Raw genomic sequence first — 20,557 nt, forward strand, 5'->3', positions numbered from 1 at the left:
GAAGGCACTTTTCACCGATATTTCAGATGTAACGCTGCCGCAACCGCGAACGATTGCGGCGCAGGTGAAACCTGTTCCAAATATGGCGAGCGGGCGCGAACGCCGAGATCACCGGTGGTCAGAGGTGGCGCGCTACATTCAGCGGCTCGCCGGGATTGACACCGTCGCCGGTCCCGACTGAATGCTCACCCATCGTGACCACGAGATCCGGGTGCGAGTCACTCGGCAGGTGATGCGTCACGACCACGACCGCACGATCCGGAGCCACCAAGTCGGTATTTCGGTCGAGCAGTGCTGCGAGGAATTCGGATCCCTGCTTGGCGTCGAGGTTCTCGGTGGGCTCGTCGAGCAGCAACACGCGCGCGGGCGAAACAAGCGCGCGGGCAAGCAGGATCCGCCGCCGCTGCCCCGCCGACACCGCCCGCTCGCCACCGCGCAGCACTGTCTCGAGTCCCTCAGGCAGCCCGTCGAGCCAGTCTCCGAGGCCCACCGCTTGGAGCGCCGCGGTCGCACCAGCCGCATCGAGATCGCCGCGCGCCACACGCAGGTTCTCCAACAACGACGTGTCGAAAAGGTGCGCGTCCTCGGCGTAGAAGGTCACGGACCGGCGCAGCCCATGCGGCTCGAGTTCGGACAGCGCCTCGCCACCCAAGGTGACCGCACCCGATCGCGGCGCGAGCAACCCTGCCAGCGTCATGAGCACGGTCGTCTTACCGATACCGCTTGGACCGACCACAACGATGCGTGCACCCGGCGCCACCTCGAGATCCACCGCCGCCGTGACAGGTGAACCAGGCCAGCCGCACGTCAGATCGCGGGCCACCAGAGCACCCGGCGGAACCGGCTGCGAACCATGCGCGACAGCGACATCGGCCTGGTCGAGCAGGCCCATGATCCGCCCGGCGGCGACCCGGGCCCGCGACAGCGCGACCGCGGCGGCCGGCAGCGGACCGACCGCCTCGAACGCCGACAGCGGCACCAGCACGAGGATCGCCAGCGCCATCGGCGACATCCCGCCCGCCGTGCCCCCGTCGGGTCCGTAGGCGACGATGCCGATCAGTAGCGCGCCGAGCACGCTCGCGCCTATCCCGAGCGGTGTCGCCGCCGCGGCGAACGCGCCTCCCCTCGCGGCCCGGTCGGACTGGTCGGCCGCGGACCGGGCAGCGCCTCCGGCCCTGCTGACAACCTCATCGAGCCGTCCGGCCACCCGCAGCTCGGCGGCATGGTCGAGCGCGGTGATTGCGTGGCCGGAGTAGTCGGCGTCAGATGCCATGCCCGCATGCTCGGCCGCCCGCGCCGCGCGGGCGCCGAGCAGGGGCGCAAGAATCCCGGCCACCGCGAGCGCAGCCGCAAGGATCAGGGCCGCGAGGGGTGCGATCGTCGCGATCAACCCCACCGCCGCGGCTGCGAGCAGACCTGCCACGGCCATCGGCACCAGCGCGCGGATCACGACCTCGCCGAGAGTGTCCACGTCGGCACCGAGCCGGGTGAGCAACTCGCCGCGCCTGGCACCGGTGACCGCGGCAGGGTCTCCGTCGGCCAACCGCTGGTAGAGCCGGGCGCGGGCAGAGGTCGTGCCGCGGAAGGCGGCGTCGTGGGTGGCGAGTCGCTCCAGATAGCGGAACACACCGCGCGAAATACCCAGCGCACGTACCGCGACGACCGCCACCGACAGGTCGAGTACCGGCGGCATCTGCCAGGCGCGTGCTATCAGCCATGCGGCAAGTGCGGCCAGCGCCAGCGCGCTGCCGAGGGCCGCGACCCCAGCGGCCACGGCGAGCGCGATCCGGCGCGGCTCGAGTTCGAGCAGCGCGAGCGCGCGGCGCAGGTCACCAGCCATCGGTATCCCGTTCCGCCGAAGCACTTCCGTGCACAGTCACGACCGCGTCGGCCGCCGCTAGCGTGCGCACGTCGTGGGCCACCACCACGACCGTCGCCCCTGACCGCGCCCGGACCTCCAGCGCAGTCAACACCCGCGCCGCGCTCGCCGCGTCCAGGTGAGCGGTCGGTTCGTCGGCGAGCAGCACCGGCCGATCCGCGACGAGCAGTCGGGTCAGCGCCAGGCGCTGCCGCTGCCCCAGCGACAGACCCACGCCGCCGGCACCGATCCGGGTTTCCCAGCCGAGCGGGAGATCGCGCAGCACATCATCGAATCCCGTTGCCCGGCAAGCAGCTTCCACGTCACCGATCGGAGGGCCGAACAACTCCAGATTCTCCTGCACCGTCCCGGGGAGGAGGGCCGGCCGCGCGGGCAGCCATCCCACTTGCCGCCACCACCACTCGGAGTCGAGTTCCGAAACATCGACGCGATCGATACTCACCCGGCCCGCATCGGGCGCAACCAAACCGAGCATCGACAGCAGCGCAGTCGATTTCCCTGCCCCATTCGGCCCGGTCAGCACGGTAACGCGGCCGGGGTCCAGTACGGCATCGAGCGCTTCTGGCGCCCAGCCGTCACGGGACCGCACGCCCACTCCGCGCAATTCGATCCGTCCCACGAATGCCGCCGGAACGCCGCCGGCCGACTCCGAAGCGTAGGCCCGATCGAGCACCTCGAACGCCGCTCGCGCCGCTGCCATTCCGTCCTCGGCGGCATGGAACTTCTCTCCCACCATGCGCAACGGCTGATACACCTCGGGCGCCAGGATGAGCGCGGAGATACCCGCCTCGAGTGCCATCTCGCCGAAGACGAGCCGCATACCGATACTCACCGCAACAAGCGCGACACACAGCGTCGCAAGCAGTTCGAGCACCATCGAGGAAAGGAACGCGATCCGCAGCGCGGACATTGCGGTGCGCCGATGCGAGTCACCCAGTTCGGTCACCCGCTCGCGCGGCCCCTGCTCGCGCCCGAGCGCACGCAGCGTCGGCAAGCCGGCGAGCAGGTCGAGCATCTGGGCGGTCAGCACGCTCATCGATGCCAAGGTGGCGCTCGCCCTGCCCTTGGTGAGCAGCCCGATCAACACCATGAAGACCGGAATCAGCGGAAGCGTCACCGCGATGATTGCCGCCGAGACCAGGTCCTGCGTGACAACGGCAACGAGCACCGTCGGCGGCACGATCACCGAAAGCACCAGCGCAGGAAGGTAGCCCGCGAGGTAGGGGCGCAGGTCGTTCAGCCCCTTGGTGAGCAGCGTCGCCCAATTACCCTTCGCGGCGTCGACCTCGCGCGGATCGCGCCGGGCCGCCGCGTCGAGTACCTGGCTCCGCAACTCGGCGATGGTTCGGGCCGCGGCCCGGTCGCCGTAGCGCGCTTGCGCCCACGCCGCGGCCACTCGGACGAGCACCGCCACAACCAGGGCGACGAGTTCCGTCCGCCATATGCCGACTTCACGCTGGGCGGGATCGGTGATCACCCCGGCCAGCACGCTCGCTATCAGCAATGCCGACGCGATCACCGCAATCGCCGTCACCACGGAGAGCACCACGGTGACCGCGACGTACCGGCGCGCCGACGGCGAGTACCGCATCAAACGCGGATCGACTGGCGCCCGATTGGAACGTTCTCCCGCCGGTGCCGGCTGCTGCGCGGCCGACACCGTGACGTCGGTTGTGCTCACTTGCGCGAGACGGGCAGCCCGATCGACGGCGGGATGTGCTCAGTCGAAATGCGCTGCCGGAAGACCCAGTACGTCCAGCCCTGGTAGATCAGCACCACCGGGACGAGAACCACGGCCACCCAGCTCATCACCACCAGGGTGTAGTGAGTGGACGAGGCATTTTCGATGGTGAGGCTGTAGGCGGGATCGGTGGTGGACGGCATCACGTTCGGATACAGCGAGCCGAACAGCAGCACCACGGTGCCGACGATAGCCACGCTGGTGAGCACGAACGCCCAGCCCTCCTTGGCCAGCTTGGTGAGGCCGATGACACCGATCAGCGCGACCGCGGCGATGATCAGCGGGATCCAGGTCCAGCCCTTGCCGTGGTCGAGTTGCGTCCACAGCACGAACACCGCGGCGACGACAGTGGCCGGGATCGAGATCCGGTAGGCAAGCGCAACCGCGTCCTGCCGCACTCCGCCGCCGGACTTGAGCGCAGCGAAAACCGTGCCGTGCAGGAAGAACACCAGCAGCGTGGTGAGCCCGCCGAGCAGTGCGTACGGGTTCAGCAAGTCGATCAGCGAGTCGGTGACCTGCTTGTCCTCGTTGATCGCCACCCCGTGCACGATGTTGGCGAACGCCACGCCCCACAGCAGCGACGGCACGAACGAGCCGATGATGATCACGTAATCCCAGCGTCGTCGCCAGGCCGGATCGTCGATCTTGCCGCGGTATTCGATCGCCACCACGCGCACGATCAGCGCCACCAGGATGAGCAGCAGCGGTATGTAGAAGCCGGAGAACAGCGTCGCGTACCACTCCGGGAACGCGGCGAACATCGCGCCGCCCGCGGTGAGGAGCCACACCTCGTTGCCATCCCAGACCGGCCCGATGGTGTTGAGCAGCACTCGGCGTCGGGTGTCGGCGTTCTCGTCGCCGCCGCGACCGAGCACGCCCATCAGCATGCCGACGCCGAAATCGAAGCCCTCGAGCAGGAAGTACCCGGTGAACAGGACCGCGATGATGATGAACCAGAATTCGGGAAGTCCCATCACGCAACCTCTTTCAGTACGCGAACGACAGCTGGCGAGGTTCCTCGCCCGGCGGTGTCGGCTCGATGTCGTGTGGATCGCGATCGTGCGGTAGCGGTCCGGCGCGCACGTAACGGCGCATCAATACGAACCAGACGACGAACAGCACCGCGTAGAGCAGCGTGAACACGATCAGCGACAACCACACCAGTCCCGCCGAATGGTCCGACACACCCTGGGACACAAGAAGTCGAACCTGTTCCAGACCAGTCGGATTGGGCGCCACCACCCAGGGCTGGCGGCCCATCTCGGTGAATATCCAGCCGGAGCTGTTACCCAGGAACGGCATTGGAATCACAAGCAGCGACAGCCAGCCGAACCACTTTTTGTCCGGCACTCGCCCGCCGCGGGTGTACCAGAGCCCGAGCACCGCGAGCAGCGCCGAGCCTGCCGCCCAACCGATCATCGCGCGGAACGACCAGTAGGTCACGAACAGATTCGGCTTGTAGTTGCCAGGGCCGAACTGCTGCTCGTAGCGCTCCTGAAGTTCGGTCACGCCGTCGACGGTCGAGTCGAAGTTGCCGTCCGCGAGATAGGACGTCAGACCCGGGATGGAGAGGAGGCGCGTGACCGAGTCGCAGTTGTTCTGGGTGCCGACCGTGAGGATGGAGAACGCAGCCCCTTCCTCGGTGTGACACAACGATTCCGCAGACGCCATCTTCATCGGCTGCTGATCGAACATCAGCTTGCCCTGAATATCGCCGGTGACGATAAGCCCGACCCCCGAGCCGACCATGATCCACAGCGCCAGGATGGTGGCCGGCCTGAACATCGTCCTGGCCTGGGTGCGGTGCTCGGTGGCGACCGCCTCGTCGGTGGCCTCCTTCGCCAGGCGCATATTGCGCACCATCCACCAACCACCGATACCGGCGACGAAGGTGGCCGCGGTGAGGAACGCACCGGAGATGACGTGCGGGTAGGCGGCGAGCGCGGTGTTGTTGGTGAGCAGGTCCCAGATGCTTTCCAACTCGGCCCGGCCGCGCTCTTCGTTGTAGCGCACACCGACGGGATGCTGCATGAACGAGTTCGCCGCGATGATGAAGTACGCGGACAGGTTGGTACCGATCGCGACCATCCAGATCGTCGCCAGGTGAAGGAGTTTCGGCAGTCTGGTCCAGCCGAAGATCCACAAGCCGAGGAACGTCGACTCGAGGAAGAATGCCGCGAGGGCCTCCATGGCCAGCGGAGCGCCGAACACGTCGCCGACGAATCGCGAATATTCGCTCCAGTTCATCCCGAACTGGAACTCCTGCACGATGCCTGTCGCGACACCGAGGGCGAAGTTGATCAGGAAGAGCTTGCCGAAGAACTTGGTGAGCCGGTACCAGGCGTCACGCTTGGTGACCACCCAGACCGTTTGCATGACCGCGATGATCGGCGCGAGTCCGATCGTCAGCGGGACGAAGATGAAGTGATACACGGTGGTGATACCGAACTGCCACCGGGAGATATCCAACGCGTCCATGGAGTTCCCTGCCGATCGGATGAACGGGGTCTCTACTACAAGGGATAGTAGACACCCCGTTCAGCTTATTTGGGAGTCGCGATCACTGTTTGTTCCTCATTGCACTGTTCACCAGTTTGGTGATCCGCGTCGCACATTCGGGCGGTAAGAGCTTCAGACCGTCCAGTTCGCGCACCCGCACCGCGAGTGCCACGCTCGATACCAAATAGAGGCCGTTGGCGGTGATCAGATCCGCTGCAAGCAGCGGCTTGACCTCCGTCGTGAAGCCGAACTTCGGGGCGAGATCGAACATCGCCTGCTGCGTCGTTCCCGGCAAAATTCCCGAACTCACCGGCGGCGTGAGCAGGTGGTCCCCTCGCACAATCACTACCGTCGACCGCGGCCCTTCCAAGACGCGGCGTTCGCTACTGAGGAAGATCACATCGTCCACATGGTTGCGCTGCGCGAAGCGCAGGGCCGCCATATTCGTTGCGTAAGAAAGGGTTTTGGCGCCATGCAGCTGCCACGGCGCCAGCTGGTTCAGCTCGACCGAGTGGCCCCGCTGCAGTGTCATTACCGAAATGCCCTCACGGCGGGACTTCGCGATCCGCTCGGGCACCGGCGCGACGGTGATGAACGCCGAGGCTTCACCGCCGCCCTCTCGACCGCGGGTGAGCACCCAGCGCATCATGCCTTCGCTTCGATCGCCCCACGCGTGGGCGGCGGTCTCGGCTGCGAATCGCCACACTTCGGGATCCTGCTCGGGTAGTTCGAGCATCTTCGCGGAGTTGACGAGACGGGTGAGATGCCTGGCGAGATTGCACAGCTCGCCTTCTCGGACCAACAGCGTTTCGAACACTCCGTCGCCCCGGATCGCGCCTACATCGTCGGCGGTCAGGACTGGAGTATCCGGATCGAGGACCTCGCCTTCGAGGTTCACCAGCAATCGATCGGCCATGGCAACAGAGTAGGACCCGGATATCCTGGTGTAGTGGCTCTTTCCCCTAGTCCGTTGCTCAATTCTCCCGGCGCGGCCCCCGCGCCCGAGGAATCCGGTGAAAACGACGCCGTAAACCGGCTGCGAGAGTGCGATTCCGCGGTTGCCTGGCACTACGGCGACCCGCTGCGCGAACAGCGCGACGCCGTCCAAAAAGTGGCCGTCGTCGACCGCTCGCACCGCTTCGTCATCGCCATGGCGGGCGAGGAACGGCTGAGCTGGCTGCACACCATCTCCAGCCAGCACATCACCGACCTGCCCGACGGCGGCTCGGCGGAGAACCTCAGCCTGGACGTCAACGGCCGGGTTGAGCACCACTTCGTGCTCACCGATCTCGCTGGCACCACCTGGATCGACACCGAGGCGGCAACCGGGCCGGCACTGCTCGACTTCCTGAAGAAGATGGTGTTCTGGGCGAAGGCCGAGCCGCGCGATGGCAACGAACTCGCGGTACTGACCGTTCTTGGGCCCGATGCCGCGAATGTGCTCGACGAACTCCCGACCACGGACTACGCGGCGCTGCCGCTGCCCGGCGGGGGGTTCGTGCGCCGGATGCCGTCGCTCGGCACGCCGACGTTTGACCTGCTGATCCCGCGCGAGCAGCTCACCGAGGTGTGGCAGCGCCTGACGGACCGCGGCGCCACGCGTGCAGGCCTGTGGGCCTATGAGGCGCTCCGTGTGGCCGCGTTGTCGCCGCGCGCCGGGATCGACACCGATGACCGCACAATCCCACACGAGGTGGGCTGGATCGGTGCCGCCGTCCATCTGGACAAGGGTTGCTACCGCGGCCAGGAGACCGTTGCCCGAGTGCACAACCTGGGCAAGTCGCCGCGACGGAAGGTGCTGCTGCACCTCGACGGATCGGCCGAGGGACGTCCCGCCCCCGGCGATCCCGTCACCGCGGATGGCCGCGCCGTCGGACGCGTCGGCACGGTGATCGACCATTTCGAATACGGACCGATCGCGCTCGCGCTGGTCAAGCGCAACGTCCCGGTCGAGACCACGCTGGTCGCCGGGCCGAGTGCCGCGTCGATCGACCCGGATTCGGTCGCCGAGGACAACGAGCCACAGGCCGGCCGGCTCGCTGTCGAACGGCTGCGCGGCCGGTGAGCGGCCGGATCGACGCCGTCTGCGTCGTGCACGCCGAGCGCCGCGCGCTGCGCAATGAGCGCACCGCAATCGACAAGCGACCTGTCACGGGACCGGTCCGGATCGCTGCGCTGGGTCCCGAGGGCGACCACGTGGTCGACAAAATCCACCACGGCGGCCTCGATCAGGCGGTCTACGCCTATGGCACCGACGAGGCGCAGCGCTGGGCCGACGAACTCGGGCGCGAGATCACGCCGGGTTCGTTCGGCGAGAATCTCCGCATCAGCGGGCTCGCTGTGACCGACGCCGTGGTCGGCGAGCACTGGGCGATCGGTGACACGGTCCTGGCCGTCACGGCTCCCCGCGTGCCATGCGCGAAGTTCCAGGAGTGGCTGGGCGAGGCGCATTGGGTCAAGCGATTCACCCAACGCGGCGACATCGGCGCCTACCTGCGCGTACTGCAGGAGGGAACGATCACCGCCGGCGACTCGGTCGAGGTCGTACACGTCCCCGAGCACGGCGTCACCGTCCGCGAACTGTTCCGCGGTGACGACCCGGATCGGCTCGCAGCGCTGCTGGACGAGCCGGCGCTATCTACCGATGCGCGCAAGCGCGTCGAGAAGTGGGTCGCGCGGGCGGGACAACATTGAGCGTCGAACTGGTCGAGGTCGTCCGTTCCGGATTCCGAGAATGCGTACATCGCGGATCCGTGGTGCTGCTCGGCCCGGACGGTGACGTGCTCGACCAGCTCGGCGAGGTGCACACCCCCATCTATCCCCGTTCCACGAACAAGCCGATGCAGGCCGTCGCGCTGCTACGGGCCGGGTTCGAGCCGGCCGACGAAGCGGAACTCGCCATCGCGACCGCCTCGCATCAGGGTGAGCCTCGCCATGTGGAGCAGGTGCGGCGGATCCTCGATCGATACGGTCTCGCGGAGGGCCAACTGCTCTGCCCGGCGGACCTGCCCGGGGAGCCGCTCGCTCGCGCGGCCGCACTGACCGGCAAGCGCGGCCCGCGTCCCGTCTATATGAACTGCTCGGGCAAGCACGCTGCCATGCTCGCCGCGTGCGTGGTCAACGACTGGCCCACCGAGGACTATCTCGATGCCGCCCACCCGCTGCAGCGCGTGGTTGCCGACACTCTCATCGAACTCGCCGGCGAGCCGGAGTCCGAGCTCGGCATCGACGGCTGTGGCGCCCCGATCGTGCCGGTTTCGCTCGTCAATCTGGCACGAGCGTTCGCGAGGTTGGTCACATCTGCGCCGGGCACCCCGGAACGCCGGGTAGCGGACACGGTCCGGGCACAGCCCTACCTCGTCTCCGGTACCGACGCCGGAGACCTTGCGTTGCTGTCGGCGGTCGACGGCCTGCTCGGTAAGTCCGGCGCGGACGGTGTGTACGCCGGCGCACTCCCCGATGGCACCGCGTTTGCCCTGAAAGTCGATGATGGAGCGGATCGAGCGCGACTTCCGCTCGTTGCGACGATCCTTCTGCGACTCGGTGTCCCGGACAGCGAGACCCTTGCCGAACTGGCGTCCCAACCGGTGCTGGGAGGCGGCGCGCGTGTCGGCACGATTCGGTCCGTTCCCGGGTTGTTCCCCCTAGGATGAGCCGAACTGCCGGTCGACGGGTGCCCCGCATGGAGGCGAGACGGCGATCGGCACGCTAGAGTATGTGGCAGGAATACTCACCGAAACGGGGCCGCCAAATATTCCCCAGGCCGCCCCGATAATGCGCGAGGGGGTTAGCCATGGGCCGCGGCCGGGCTAAAGCAAAGCAGACCAAGGTTGCTCGGGAGCTCAAGTACAGCTCTCCCAACACCGATTTCGACAGCCTCCAACGAGAGCTGTCGAACGGCAGCAACGCACCCAACTCGCACCGTAGCGGTGTCCTCCCCAGCGATTCGGACGATGCGCCGCGCTGGGAAGAGGACGAGTTCGAAGACTGGCGACGCTGAGTCTCGAGGCATAAATAATCAGGGGGAGCCGACCTGGTCGGTTCCCCCTGATTTTTCGTCTGTATTTGGCGACGCTCCCGGTCAGAACCGGGGATGCTCTCCCGCCATCACGACACGGTCGGTCGCGTCCTTATTGGCCACGATCGAGCCGAGTGTCCAGCAGTCGATATGCCGTGCGGTAAGCACCGCCAGCGCGCGGTCGACGTCCTCGGGCGCAACGATCGCGACCATGCCGACACCCATGTTGAAGGTGCGCTCCATCTCGACGCGGTCCACGCGGCCGCGCTGCTCGATCATCCGGAACACCGGAGCCGGGCTCCAGGTGCCACGATCGAGCTCCGCGACAAGGCCCTTGGGCAGCACGCGCGCGAGGTTGTTCGCGAGTCCGCCACCGGTCACATGCGAGAAGGTCCGCACGTCGGTCTCTGCGATCAGCGCGAGGCAGTCCTTCGCGTAGATCTTGGTCGGCTCGAGAAGCTCTTCACCGAGCGTGCGGCCGAACTCCTCGATGTGCCCGTTCAGGTTCATCCGGTCGATCTCGAGCAGCACCTTGCGGGCGAGGCTGTAACCGTTGGAGTGCAGGCCCGAGGAGCCCATCGCAATGACGACGTCACCGGGGCGCACACGGTCGGGTCCGAGCACCGAATCGGCTTCCACCACACCGACGCCGGTGGCAGACAGGTCGTAGTCACCGTCGGCCATCAAGCCCGGGTGTTCTGCCGTCTCACCGCCGAGCAGGGCGCAGCCGGCCTGTACGCAGCCTTCCGCGATGCCGGCGACGAGCTCGGCCACGCGCTCCGGGATGACCTTGCCGACGGCGATGTAGTCCTGGAGGAAAAGCGGCTCGGCACCGCACACGACGAGGTCGTCGACGACCATCGCGACGAGGTCGAGGCCGACCGTGTCGTGCTTGTCCATCGCCTGGGCGACCGCGATCTTGGTGCCGACGCCGTCGGTCGACGCGGCGAGCAGCGGCTCATGGTAGCCGCCCTTGAGGGCGAACAACCCGGCGAAACCACCGAGTCCGCCCTGCACTTCGGGGCGACTCGCCCGCTTGGCGTGTGGGGCGAACAATTCGACGGCACGATCCCCGGCCTCGATATCGACGCCGGCCGCCGAATACGAGACACCCGAGGGACGCGTCTGGTCTTCCATTGGGACGGCGCTCCAACCTCGTTGGCCTATAGATGCCTGCTTACGCTACCGGAGAGCTCCCAACGCCCGGTCGTCGGACGGCAATGCCGGTTGACATACATTCTGTATGTATGTGACGCTGAATACACGTAAACGCCGCGAAGGAGACCGCTATGGACCTGCAGACGTCGCTCGGCGCAACGCACGAAATCGATGTGCCCGGCGGCCGAATCCGCTATCACGAGCGTGGCGAGGGCCCGCCGATCGTGTTCGTCCACGGCCTGCTCGCCAATTCGGCGTTGTGGCGCAAGGTAGTTCCCGCGATCGCCGGTGCCGGCTACCGCTGCATCAGCCCGGACTGGCCGCTCGGAGCGCACAGCATTCCGATGCCCGACGCCGATCTGACTCCCTCAGGCCTCGCCTCGATCATCGGCTCGTTCCTCGAGGCACTCGACCTGCGCGACGTCACCCTTGTGGCCAATGACACAGGCGGTGCGCTCACGCAGATCCTCTTGGCGCGCAAACCCTCCCGGGTCGCGCGCGTCGTGTTCACGCCCTCGGACTGCTACACCAACTTCTTCCCGCCGATGTTCCGCGGGCTCACCTACCTTGCCAAGGTGCCCGGGTCGATGGGCTTGCTCACCTCGACGCTGCGGGTGCGCGGGCTGCACCGACTGCCGTTCACGTTCGGCTGGCTCACCAAGCGCCCGGTCCCGCCGGAGGTGGTCGACACCTTCCTCGGTCCGAGCCGCCAGGACGCCGCCATCCGCAAGGACCTGCGCCGCGTCCTCGCTGCCGTGCACAAGCGCTACACGCTCGCCGCAGCCGAGACCTTCCCGGAGCTGGACCTGCCAGTGCTGCTCGCCTGGGCGAGCGAGGACAAGCTGTTCCCGGTCCGCTGGGCCGATCGCCTCGCGTCGGATCTGCCCAACGCCACAGTGCGGCTCATCGACGACAGCTACACGTTCGTGCCGGAGGATCAGCCGGAGTTGCTCGCCGAGCTGATTCTGGAGTTCACTCGCGAGCATGCCTCGCCGTAGTCAGCTCGACCGGTCCACGTCGACCAAAGCGACGCTGGTTGCGACGGCCCGGCAGCTCTTCACCGAGCGCGGATACGCGGGCGCCGCCGCAGAGGACATTGTCTCTGCGGCCGGCGTGACCCGCGGCGCGCTGTATCACCATTTCGGTGACAAGCGTGGGCTTTTCGTCGCGGTGCTCGAGGAACTCGAGGGCGAGATCACCGCCGAACTGACGAGTGCCGTCGCCGCTGCGATCGGCACGGACACCACGGATCTGCGACCCGGGGTTGCGGCATCACTGTCGCATTACCTCACCCTCTGCGCCCGGCCCGAGATCCTGCGCATCGTGCTGACCGACGCGCCTACCGTGCTCGGCTGGCAGGGCTGGCGCGAAATGGAGGCCCGGCACGGCCTCGGGCTGGTCACCGGGATCGTCGCGCTCGCCGCCGAGCGCGGCACCGTTGCGGCACACGACGTGCCGATGCTCGCCCAACTGCTCTTCAGCGCGATCATCGAAGCGGGCCTTTTCGTCGCGCACGCACCCGAGCGCGAGACCGCGCGCGAGGATGCGCTGCGGTCCCTGCAGACGCTGATCGATCCACTCCTCGACCCGGACAAGCTTCGCTGATTCCCCGTACAGCGCCCGCCGCACTGTGCATAATCCATGCCAAGTTAAGGACCGTTTACCTACGGCGTGCGATTCTTCGATCGGGAGATTATGCGTACGGTGCGTTTTCTGGTCACAGTCGCGGCAGCACTGATGTTGGCTGCAATTGTCGCGGGCGGCGTCAGTTCCGCCGCGCCGCTGCCGGTCCCGTACAACACGGTCACCGGGATCACCACCGGATTGCTCAACGCGAAGGGCGATCCGGCCGGCGCCAACGACTGGAACTGCAAGCCCTCCGCGGCTCATCCCGAACCGGTGGTGCTCGTGCACGGCACGGGTCTCACCGCGGCGATGAACTGGGGAACATACTCGCCACTGCTGAAGAACGAGGGCTACTGCGTCTTCGCGCTCACCTACGGAGTGTGGCAGGGCGTGCCCGCACCGTTCGACATCATCGGTGCGATGCGACCCATCCCGGACAGCGCGGGTGAAGTGGCCCAGTTCGTCGATCGCGTCCGCGCGGCGACCGGCGCGGATAAGGTCGACCTGGTCGGACATTCGCAGGGCACGATCGTCTCGGGCTACTACATCAACCTGCTCGGCGGCGCGCAGCATGTCGCCAAGGTGGTCTCGCTCGGGCCCGCCTGGGCCGGCAGTCCCGTCGATTTCGTCGCGCTTTCCCGGCAAGTGGGTGTGCCACAGGCGGTCTGGGATGCCGCCTCCCGACTGTGCGCCGGCTGCTTCGATGCGATGCCGTCCTCACCGGTGATGCAGCGGTTCACCGCTACCGGCATCTACGCGCCGGGCGTCGCCTACACCAACATCGGTAGCCGCTACGATTTCCTGGCTCCGCCGCCCACTGCGCTTCCTCCCGGTCCGAACACCAACAACGTTGTGGTGCAAGACGTTTGCGCCGTGGATGGTTCGGATCACGTCGGTTTAGCGGGTTCGCCGATCGCAACCGCGATTACACTCAATGCACTCGATCCAACGCATCCGCGCCCGGTGCCGTGCATGCCAACACAGTACGGAACCGGCGCACCGATCGGCTGAGATCAGCCGCTCAAACGCGTGCAAAACTCGTTCCCGGGGCCGAAGTTTCGCACCCACAAACACAATTTGCCCCTGTTTGGCGGCGCGGGATTACTTCAGGGACGCAGCAGCGCGTTCGCGTTGTCGTTGCCCTCGGCCAGGGATTCGAACATGCCCTCGAGCACGTTCTTGCCGATGCCCTCGTCGGGCAGTTCGATCGGGTATTTGCCGTCGAAGCAGGCCGAGCACAAACGGGATTTGGGCTGCTCGGTGGCGGCGATCATCCCGTTGGTCGAGATGTAGCCGAGGCTGTCGGCACCGATCGAGCGGCGTACACCCTCCACCATCTCGTCGAAATCCTCGGGGGCACTGCCGGTTCCGGCGCCGTTGGCGATCAGTTCGGCGGGCGAGGCGAAGTCGATACCGTAGAAGCACGGCCACTTCACCGGCGGCGAGGCGATCCGAACGTGAATCTCGAGCGCGCCGGCCTCGCGCAGCATGCGGATCAGCGCACGCTGGGTATTGCCGCGCACGATGGAGTCGTCGACAACGATCAGCCGCTTGCCGCGGATGACCTCACGCAATGGGTTGAGCTTGAGCCGGATGCCGAGCTGGCGAATGGTCTGGCTCGGCTGGATGAAGGTGCGCCCTACGTAGGCGTTCTTCATCAGGCCCTGGCCGTAGGGAATGCCCGAGCCCTGCGCGTAGCCGACCGCGGCGGGGGTGCCGGACTCCGGTACCGGGATCACCAGATCGCCCTCGACCGGATGCTCCATGGCCAGCCGTCGGCCGATGTCCACACGCGTCGCGTGCACCGAGCGGCCGGAGATGGCGCTGTCCGGGCGAGCGAGGTAGACGTACTCGAAGACGCAGCCCTTGGGCTCGGGGTTCGCGAAGCGCGAGGAGCGGACGCCGTCGGCGTCGATCGCGAGCAGTTCGCCCGGCTCGATCTCGCGGACGAACGACGCGCCGACGATGTCCAGGGCGGCGGTCTCGCTCGCGACCACCCAGCCGCGGTCGAGCCGGCCCAGGCACAGCGGACGGATGCCGTGTGGGTCACGCGCGGCGTAGAGGGTGTGCTCGTCCATGAAGGTCAGGCAGAACGCGCCGCGCAGGGTCGGCAGCAGCGACATCGCGGCCTGCTCGATGGTGCTGTCGGCGGCGGCATGCGCGAGCAGCGCGGTCATGATGTCCGAGTCGGAGGTGGCGGCGCCGGGACGGCGCGAGTTGATCAGACCCTCTTTGCGGGCGCGGTCGGCAAGTTCGGCGGTATTGACCAGATTGCCGTTGTGACCGAGCGCGATGCCGGTGCCCACGGCGGTGGTGCGGAAGATCGGCTGGGCGTTTTCCCAGGTGGTCGAGCCAGTTGTGGAGTAACGACAGTGACCCACCGCGATGTGGCCGGGCATGGCGGCGAGGGTTTGCTCGTCGAAGACCTGGCTGACAAGGCCGAGATCCTTGAAAACGAGAACCTGCGAGCCGTCCGAGACAGCGATGCCGGCGGCCTCCTGGCCGCGATGCTGCAGCGCGTACAACCCGTAATAGGTGAGCTTTGCGACGTCCTCACCCGGTGCCCAAACACCGAAAACCCCGCATTCCTCGCGGGGTTCGTTTTCGTCCTCATCGGCCGGAGCCAGGAGGTTGGGGGTATGGACCGAGGGGTCGGCACTAACCACATTTGCTCCCTGATCGGGTGGGCTTTTGGGGGCACTGTTCATACTACGGGTGACGCAACCCACGTTCGCCCCTGTCCTTGGCGTTTCGACCGGATTCACCGGGACGTTGTGGCAGATCTCACGCGGGATACGCGAATCCAAACCTACGAGCGAGTAACCTCCCGTGCTCATGGAGCCAAACCCGACCTCGCCGCGGCGCGCGGTCCGCAATCCGCGAGTGTGGCTTTTCCCGGCGATCGTGGTGACGGTCCTGATGACGTTGCTCGCCGGGTTCTATCTGGACAGCATCGCCGATCCGCAGGGCAGCCTGCACGACTTCCCGGTCGCGCTGGTGAACCAGGACGAAGGCGAGACCGTGCCCGGGCCGCAGGGCGAGCAGCGGCAGAACTTCGGCGATCAGATCACCTCCGCAATCGTCGCCAACGTCGATCCGAACATGTTCGATCTGCGCCAGGTCGGTATCGCCGAGGCGCAGCAGGAGATGCAGGACGGCAAGGTCTACGGCGCCATCATCATCCCGAGTGACTTCAGCAAGCGGCTGCTGATCCTCGCCGAGTCCAGCGTGGTGCCGGGGCAGGTCGAGAAGCCCGCGATCACCGCGCAGTCCAACCCGCGGGCGGGCACATTCGCCTCGGCGGTCATGGACCGGTTCGCCGATCAGGCGCTCACTCAGGTCAACAGCACGGTCGGCCAACAGCTCACCCAAACCGTGCAACAGCAGCTCGCCGGCCCGCCGCCGACACCCATCGCGGGGGCGAGCGCACTCACGCTCGCCGAGCCGGTGAACGTGATCAACATCGAGTACAACCCGCTCCCCGGCGGAACCGGGAACGGGCTCGCCGCCTTCTACTACTCGCTGCTGATCGTGCTCGCCGGGTTCACCGGCGGAATGATCGTGCACACGATGATCGATCAGGCACTCGGCTTCGCCCCGACGGAGTACGGCCCATGGTACCGCCACCTCGAGTCCATCGGCATATCCCGGTTCAACACCCTCCTGCTCAAGTGGTCGGTGATGGCGGCGCTCGCTGTCGTGGTCTCCGGCGTATTCGTCGGAATCGCCGACCTTGTAGGGATGCCGATCGAGCGCGGACTCGCCCTGTATCTGTACGGCGCGCTCGCAATCCTCGCCGTCGGCGTCTCGGCGCTGTCGGTGCTTGCGCTGTTCGGCACCGCGGGTCTGCTGATCAACCTGATCATCTTCGTCGTGCTCGGCCTACCGTCCTCGGGCGGCACGGTGCCACTGGAGGCGCAGCCGGAGATCTTCACATTCCTCGCCCGGTTCGAGCCGATGCATCAGGTCTATCTCGGGGTGCGCGCCATCCTGTTCTTCGACGCCGGCACCAGTGCGGGGTTGGGCCGGTCTGTGGTCGCGACTCTGATCGGCCTCGCGATCGGACTGATAATCGGCGTCGTCACCACCCGGCTATACGACCGGGCGGGGTTGCATCGTGGGCCTGCGCCGAAGGAGCCGGCCAGGGGTTGACCGCACTCGGTCCGGGGTCGACCACTCATCGCCGCACATTTCCTGTTGCGCCGCACACGAATTCGCGTGCGGAGGCGTGTGCGAGGCCACAGGAGGTGTGCGGCGAGTGGTGCGCGGGCCGCGAACAGCGCCTGTCGACTAGTTCCCCGAGCGCTGTGCGACGCGTCGCTCGAGCCCGGCGCGCACCTGCGGCCAGTCGTCGGCGGTGACGCCGTAGACCATCGTCGTGCGCCAGGTGCCATCGCGACGGCGGGCATGCTGACGCAGCGCGCCTTCCTCCCGCGCACCGATTCCGAGCACCGCCGCGCGTGAGCGGACGTTCAGGTCGTCCACGTTCAACTCGGCCCGCCGCGCTTCGAGTGTGCCGAAAATATGTTCCAGCAGAAGCAGTTTCGACTCGACATTGATCGCGGAACCGCGAGCGCGCGACGAGATCCAGGTGTACCCGACCGTCACCCGGCCGTGCAGTTCGCTCATGTTGTAAAGCGATGTCGTCCCGACGATCTCACCCGAGGTGGCATCGCTCTGGGTGAGGGTCTGGCGGACGGACGCCAGCGCATGCTCGACTGTCCGCTGCGACGGCGGCTCTGAATCGATCCCGTACGGGAAGAACATCAGCGTGTCCGGTTCGTCGTGCGCGGCGGCGAGTCCCTCGACATCATCGAGCGTAGTGGGCCGCAGTAGGACGTGTGCACCCTTCAGCGTCGGTGTTTCGATCCAGAATTCACTACTCACCAGGGTCTCCAATCGGCCCGCTCACACAACGGGCAGCCAGTGTCCCACTTCCGTCGCCCGCCCCCCGGAGGCCGATACCCGACCCGCGGCCACCGCGGAGTCGAAGTCCATCGCACCCGTAGCGAGCAGCAACCACGTGCGTGGATCGGTCTCCACCACATTCGGCGGGTTTCCGCGGGTGTGGCGTGGCCCCGAAATACATTGCACCGCAACGAATGGCGGTACCCGCACCTCAACGGATGAACCCGGCGCGGATTGCGCCATCGCCCGCGCGGTCAGCCGCACGGCGGCGGCCAACTCGGCGCGGGCGGGCGCGTCAATGCGCTCGTCGCGAAGCCAATCGGCCACGGCCGCAACGGCTTCCCGAACCTGCGCGGGATCGATGCGAGCGGGCAATGCTCAGTTCGCCCCGTGTCCGAACAGTGCCGGCAAGGTCGCCTCGAAACGCTGACGCAGTTCGGCGAGCGGCACAGTGAACTGACCCTGCACCTCGACAGCATCCGAGCCCTGGTCCACCACGCCGATGCGCGTCCACGGCAGATCGCGCGCCGAACACATCTGGGTGAACCGAGTCTCCTCGGAGCGCGGCACCGAAACCAGCACGCGCCCAGCCGATTCGGAGAACAGCATCACGAACGGATCGGCATCCTCCGGCAGCAACACCCGGCAGCCGGTCTCACCGGCCAGCGCCGATTCGACCACCGCCTGGGCGAGACCACCCTCGGACAGGTCGTGCGCCGCGCTGATCATGCCGTCGCGCGAACCCGCGGTGAGCACCTCGGCCAGCAACTGCTCGCGCGCGAGATCGACCTTGGGCGGCACGCCACCGAGGTGATCGTGCACAACCTGTGCCCAGATCGAGCCGCCGAACTCGTCGTGGGTGTCGCCGAGCAGGACGAGTGTCTCCCCCGGCTCGCGACCGAACCCGGTGGGGATGCGGCGGTGTACGTCGTCGATCACACCGAGCACGCCGACCACCGGGGTCGGCAGGATCGCCGTCTGCCCGGTCTGGTTGTAGAAGCTCACGTTGCCGCCGGTCACCGGGATGCCCAACTGCGCGCAACCGTCGGCGAGTCCACGCACCGCCTGCTGGAACTGCCACATCACCGCCGGGTCCTCGGGCGAACCGAAGTTCAAGCAGTTCGTCACGGCCTTCGGCGTGGAACCCGTTGCAGCGACGTTGCGGAACGCCTCGGCCAGCGCCAACTGTGCACCGGCGTACGGGTCGAGCTTGGTGTAGCGACCGGACGCGTCGGTGGCCAGTGCGATCCCGCGGCTGGTCTCCTCGTCGATGCGCAGCACACCCGCGTCGGCGTTTTCGGCAAGCACGGTGTTACCGCGCACGTAGCGGTCGTACTGCTCGGTGATCCAGCGCCGGCTGCACAGTTGCGGGCTCGAGATCATGCGCAACAGCGTGGTGAGCAGTTCGTCGGCCGAGGACGGCCGCGCCAGCCCGTCCGGAGTGTTCGCGATCAACTCGTCCTGATCCGCCGGCCGCGCCACGGGGCGCTCGTACACCGGGCCCTCGTGCGCGACGGTGCGCGGCGGCACATCCACCACGGTCTCGCCGTGCCAGGTGATGACGAGCCGGTCACCGTCGGTGACCTCGCCGATCACGGTGGCCAGCGTGTCCCACTTGCGGCACACCTCGAGGAACGCCTCGACGTTCTCGGGCGTGACGACGGCGCACATACGCTCCTGCGACTCGCTCGACAGCACCTCGGCCGGGGTCATCCCCGCCGCACGCAGCGGCACCTGGTCCAGCTCGATGTGCATGCCGCCATCCCCGGCAGCAGCCAATTCCGAAGTGGCACAGGACAATCCGGCACCGCCGAGGTCCTGGATGCCGACCACGAGCCCCGCCGCGTACAACTCGAGGCAGCACTCGATGAGCACCTTCTCGGTGAACGGGTCACCCACCTGAACAGACGGCAGTTTCTTCGGCCGTCCACCGCCTGAATCATCGAAGGTTTCCGACGCCAGCACAGACACGCCGCCGATACCGTCGAGGCCGGTGCGCGCACCGAACAGGATGATCTTGTTGCCCGTGCCGGATGCGAACGCCAGGTGCAGGTCCTCGACCCGCATCACACCCGCGCACAGCGCGTTGACCAGCGGGTTCCCCCCGTAGGAGGCATCGAATACCGTCTCACCGCCCACATTGGGCAGGCCGAGACAGTTGCCGTAGCCGCCGACACCGCGCACCACGCCATCCACCACACGACGGGTATCGGGAGCATCGGCCGCACCGAAGCGCAGCTGGTCCATCACCGCGATCGGGCGCGCGCCCATCGCCATGATGTCGCGCACGATGCCGCCGACACCCGTGGCCGCGCCCTGATAGGGCTCCACATAGGACGGGTGGTTGTGGCTCTCCACCTTGAAGGTGACCGCCCAGCCATCGCCGATGTCGACCACGCCCGCGTTCTCGCCGATACCGGCGAGCATCTGCGCGCGCATCTCCTCGGTGGTCGTCTCACCGAAGTAGCGCAGGTGCAGCTTCGACGACTTGTAGGAGCAGTGCTCGCTCCACATCACCGAGTACATCGCCAGTTCGGCGTCGGTGGGCCGACGGCCGAGGATCTCCTTGATCCGGGCGTACTCGTCCTCCTTCAGCCCGAGCTCCTTGAAGGGCTGAGCAATGTCGGGCGAGGTGGCGGCGGCGGAAACGGTGTCTACCTGCGAAGTCACGCCACGATTCTAGTGGGCCGCGGGGAGTCGCTTGCCGCCGCACTCTGGCATTCGGCTC

18 protein-coding genes are annotated in these 20,557 nt (G+C 67.0%); 8 read left to right on the forward strand and 10 right to left on the reverse strand.

Annotated elements, in window-relative coordinates:
* Nucleotides 1-118: 118 nt before the first annotated feature.
* The 5 genes from cydC to A8G08_RS08670 form a co-directional block, all read right to left on the reverse strand.
* Nucleotides 119-1,840: a thiol reductant ABC exporter subunit CydC gene (cydC, locus tag A8G08_RS08650; RefSeq protein WP_068272816.1), complete on the reverse strand. Its 1,722-nt coding sequence runs from the start codon at nt 1,838-1,840 to the stop codon at nt 119-121.
* On the reverse strand, nt 1,830-3,470 hold the full coding sequence (gene cydD, locus A8G08_RS08655) for a thiol reductant ABC exporter subunit CydD (RefSeq protein WP_084436052.1): 1,641 nt from the start codon (nt 3,468-3,470) through the stop codon (nt 1,830-1,832). Before cydD ends, cydC begins: the two co-directional genes overlap by 11 nt.
* An 86-nt stretch (nt 3,471-3,556) precedes the next feature.
* The gene (gene cydB / locus A8G08_RS08660; protein ID WP_068272818.1) at nt 3,557-4,594 is read right to left on the reverse strand and encodes a cytochrome d ubiquinol oxidase subunit II; all 1,038 of its coding nucleotides are present in this window, start codon (nt 4,592-4,594) and stop codon (nt 3,557-3,559) included.
* A gap of 13 nt (nt 4,595-4,607) precedes the next feature.
* Complete coding sequence (locus A8G08_RS08665; RefSeq protein ID WP_068272820.1) at nt 4,608-6,098, reverse strand: cytochrome ubiquinol oxidase subunit I; 1,491 nt, start codon at nt 6,096-6,098, stop codon at nt 4,608-4,610.
* Between the two features lie 82 nt (nt 6,099-6,180).
* The gene (locus A8G08_RS08670) at nt 6,181-7,035 is read right to left on the reverse strand and encodes an aminodeoxychorismate lyase (protein WP_068272823.1); all 855 of its coding nucleotides are present in this window, start codon (nt 7,033-7,035) and stop codon (nt 6,181-6,183) included.
* 33 nt (nt 7,036-7,068) lie between these two features.
* Between A8G08_RS08670 and ygfZ the strand changes: the two genes are divergently transcribed.
* The 4 genes from ygfZ to A8G08_RS08690 all read left to right on the forward strand — a co-directional run bounded on the left by ygfZ (nt 7,069) and on the right by A8G08_RS08690 (nt 10,119).
* Nucleotides 7,069-8,184 carry a CAF17-like 4Fe-4S cluster assembly/insertion protein YgfZ gene (ygfZ, locus tag A8G08_RS08675; protein ID WP_068272826.1) on the forward strand — a complete coding sequence of 372 codons (1,116 nt, stop codon included), beginning with the start codon at nt 7,069-7,071 and terminating at the stop codon, nt 8,182-8,184.
* Complete coding sequence (locus A8G08_RS08680) at nt 8,181-8,813, forward strand: MOSC domain-containing protein (protein ID WP_068272829.1); 633 nt, start codon at nt 8,181-8,183, stop codon at nt 8,811-8,813. Before ygfZ ends, A8G08_RS08680 begins: the two co-directional genes overlap by 4 nt.
* Nucleotides 8,810-9,772 (forward strand): asparaginase, encoded by a 963-nt coding sequence (locus A8G08_RS08685; protein WP_068272831.1) that lies wholly within the window; start codon nt 8,810-8,812, stop codon nt 9,770-9,772. Before A8G08_RS08680 ends, A8G08_RS08685 begins: the two co-directional genes overlap by 4 nt.
* 140 nt (nt 9,773-9,912) lie before the next feature.
* Nucleotides 9,913-10,119 carry a DUF3073 domain-containing protein gene (locus tag A8G08_RS08690; protein ID WP_068272832.1) on the forward strand — a complete coding sequence of 69 codons (207 nt, stop codon included), beginning with the start codon at nt 9,913-9,915 and terminating at the stop codon, nt 10,117-10,119.
* 81 nt (nt 10,120-10,200) lie between these two features.
* On the opposite strand, the gene purM is transcribed toward A8G08_RS08690, so the two are convergent.
* Nucleotides 10,201-11,274: a phosphoribosylformylglycinamidine cyclo-ligase gene (gene purM / locus A8G08_RS08695; protein ID WP_068272834.1), complete on the reverse strand. Its 1,074-nt coding sequence runs from the start codon at nt 11,272-11,274 to the stop codon at nt 10,201-10,203.
* A 152-nt stretch (nt 11,275-11,426) separates the two neighbouring features.
* Here purM and A8G08_RS08700 point away from each other — a divergent pair, with 152 nt between their 5' ends.
* From A8G08_RS08700 to A8G08_RS08710, 3 genes are all read left to right on the forward strand, one after another.
* Nucleotides 11,427-12,293, forward strand: coding sequence for an alpha/beta fold hydrolase (locus A8G08_RS08700; RefSeq protein ID WP_068272835.1), 867 nt, complete (start codon nt 11,427-11,429; stop codon nt 12,291-12,293).
* Complete coding sequence (locus A8G08_RS08705; protein WP_068272838.1) at nt 12,280-12,900, forward strand: TetR/AcrR family transcriptional regulator; 621 nt, start codon at nt 12,280-12,282, stop codon at nt 12,898-12,900. The genes A8G08_RS08700 and A8G08_RS08705 overlap by 14 nt, the downstream gene beginning before the upstream one ends.
* Nucleotides 12,901-12,990: 90 nt before the next feature.
* Complete coding sequence (locus A8G08_RS08710; protein ID WP_068272840.1) at nt 12,991-13,932, forward strand: esterase/lipase family protein; 942 nt, start codon at nt 12,991-12,993, stop codon at nt 13,930-13,932.
* Between the two features lie 95 nt (nt 13,933-14,027).
* Here the strand turns inward: A8G08_RS08710 and purF are convergent, their stop codons facing one another.
* The gene (gene purF / locus A8G08_RS08715; RefSeq protein WP_068272843.1) at nt 14,028-15,587 is read right to left on the reverse strand and encodes an amidophosphoribosyltransferase; all 1,560 of its coding nucleotides are present in this window, start codon (nt 15,585-15,587) and stop codon (nt 14,028-14,030) included.
* Between the two features lie 163 nt (nt 15,588-15,750).
* Here purF and A8G08_RS08720 point away from each other — a divergent pair, with 163 nt between their 5' ends.
* Complete coding sequence (locus A8G08_RS08720) at nt 15,751-17,073, forward strand: YhgE/Pip domain-containing protein (RefSeq protein WP_425394540.1); 1,323 nt, start codon at nt 15,751-15,753, stop codon at nt 17,071-17,073.
* 138 nt (nt 17,074-17,211) lie between these two features.
* On the opposite strand, the gene A8G08_RS08725 is transcribed toward A8G08_RS08720, so the two are convergent.
* The 3 genes from A8G08_RS08725 to purL are packed head-to-tail and all read right to left on the reverse strand — an operon-like array spanning nt 17,212 to nt 20,499.
* Nucleotides 17,212-17,808 (reverse strand): GNAT family N-acetyltransferase, encoded by a 597-nt coding sequence (locus tag A8G08_RS08725; RefSeq protein ID WP_068272847.1) that lies wholly within the window; start codon nt 17,806-17,808, stop codon nt 17,212-17,214.
* 21 nt (nt 17,809-17,829) lie between these two features.
* Nucleotides 17,830-18,204 carry a sterol carrier family protein gene (locus tag A8G08_RS08730; RefSeq protein WP_068272848.1) on the reverse strand — a complete coding sequence of 125 codons (375 nt, stop codon included), beginning with the start codon at nt 18,202-18,204 and terminating at the stop codon, nt 17,830-17,832.
* A gap of 3 nt (nt 18,205-18,207) precedes the next feature.
* Entirely contained in the window at nt 18,208-20,499 is a 2,292-nt protein-coding gene (gene purL / locus A8G08_RS08735; RefSeq protein ID WP_068272851.1) for a phosphoribosylformylglycinamidine synthase subunit PurL, read from the reverse strand.
* Between the last annotated feature and the right edge of the window lie 58 nt (nt 20,500-20,557).

Source organism: Aldersonia kunmingensis, assembly GCF_001646865.1.
Classification (GTDB): domain Bacteria; phylum Actinomycetota; class Actinomycetes; order Mycobacteriales; family Mycobacteriaceae; genus Aldersonia; species Aldersonia kunmingensis.

Excerpts from the sequence above, each read along its gene's own strand:
- A8G08_RS08665 (WP_068272820.1), bottom strand. The coding sequence starts at position 6,098 with ATGGACGCGTTGGATATCTCCCGGTGGCAGTTCGGTATCACCACCGTG.
- A8G08_RS08690 (WP_068272832.1), top strand. The coding sequence starts at position 9,913 with ATGGGCCGCGGCCGGGCTAAAGCAAAGCAGACCAAGGTTGCTCGGGAG.
- purM (WP_068272834.1), bottom strand. The coding sequence starts at position 11,274 with ATGGAAGACCAGACGCGTCCCTCGGGTGTCTCGTATTCGGCGGCCGGC.
- A8G08_RS08670 (WP_068272823.1), bottom strand. The coding sequence starts at position 7,035 with ATGGCCGATCGATTGCTGGTGAACCTCGAAGGCGAGGTCCTCGATCCG.
- cydB (WP_068272818.1), bottom strand. The coding sequence starts at position 4,594 with ATGGGACTTCCCGAATTCTGGTTCATCATCATCGCGGTCCTGTTCACC.
- A8G08_RS08710 (WP_068272840.1), top strand. The coding sequence starts at position 12,991 with ATGCGTACGGTGCGTTTTCTGGTCACAGTCGCGGCAGCACTGATGTTG.
- A8G08_RS08700 (WP_068272835.1), top strand. The coding sequence starts at position 11,427 with ATGGACCTGCAGACGTCGCTCGGCGCAACGCACGAAATCGATGTGCCC.
- cydD (WP_084436052.1), bottom strand. The coding sequence starts at position 3,470 with ATGCGGTACTCGCCGTCGGCGCGCCGGTACGTCGCGGTCACCGTGGTG.
- cydC (WP_068272816.1), bottom strand. The coding sequence starts at position 1,840 with ATGGCTGGTGACCTGCGCCGCGCGCTCGCGCTGCTCGAACTCGAGCCG.
- A8G08_RS08705 (WP_068272838.1), top strand. The coding sequence starts at position 12,280 with ATGCCTCGCCGTAGTCAGCTCGACCGGTCCACGTCGACCAAAGCGACG.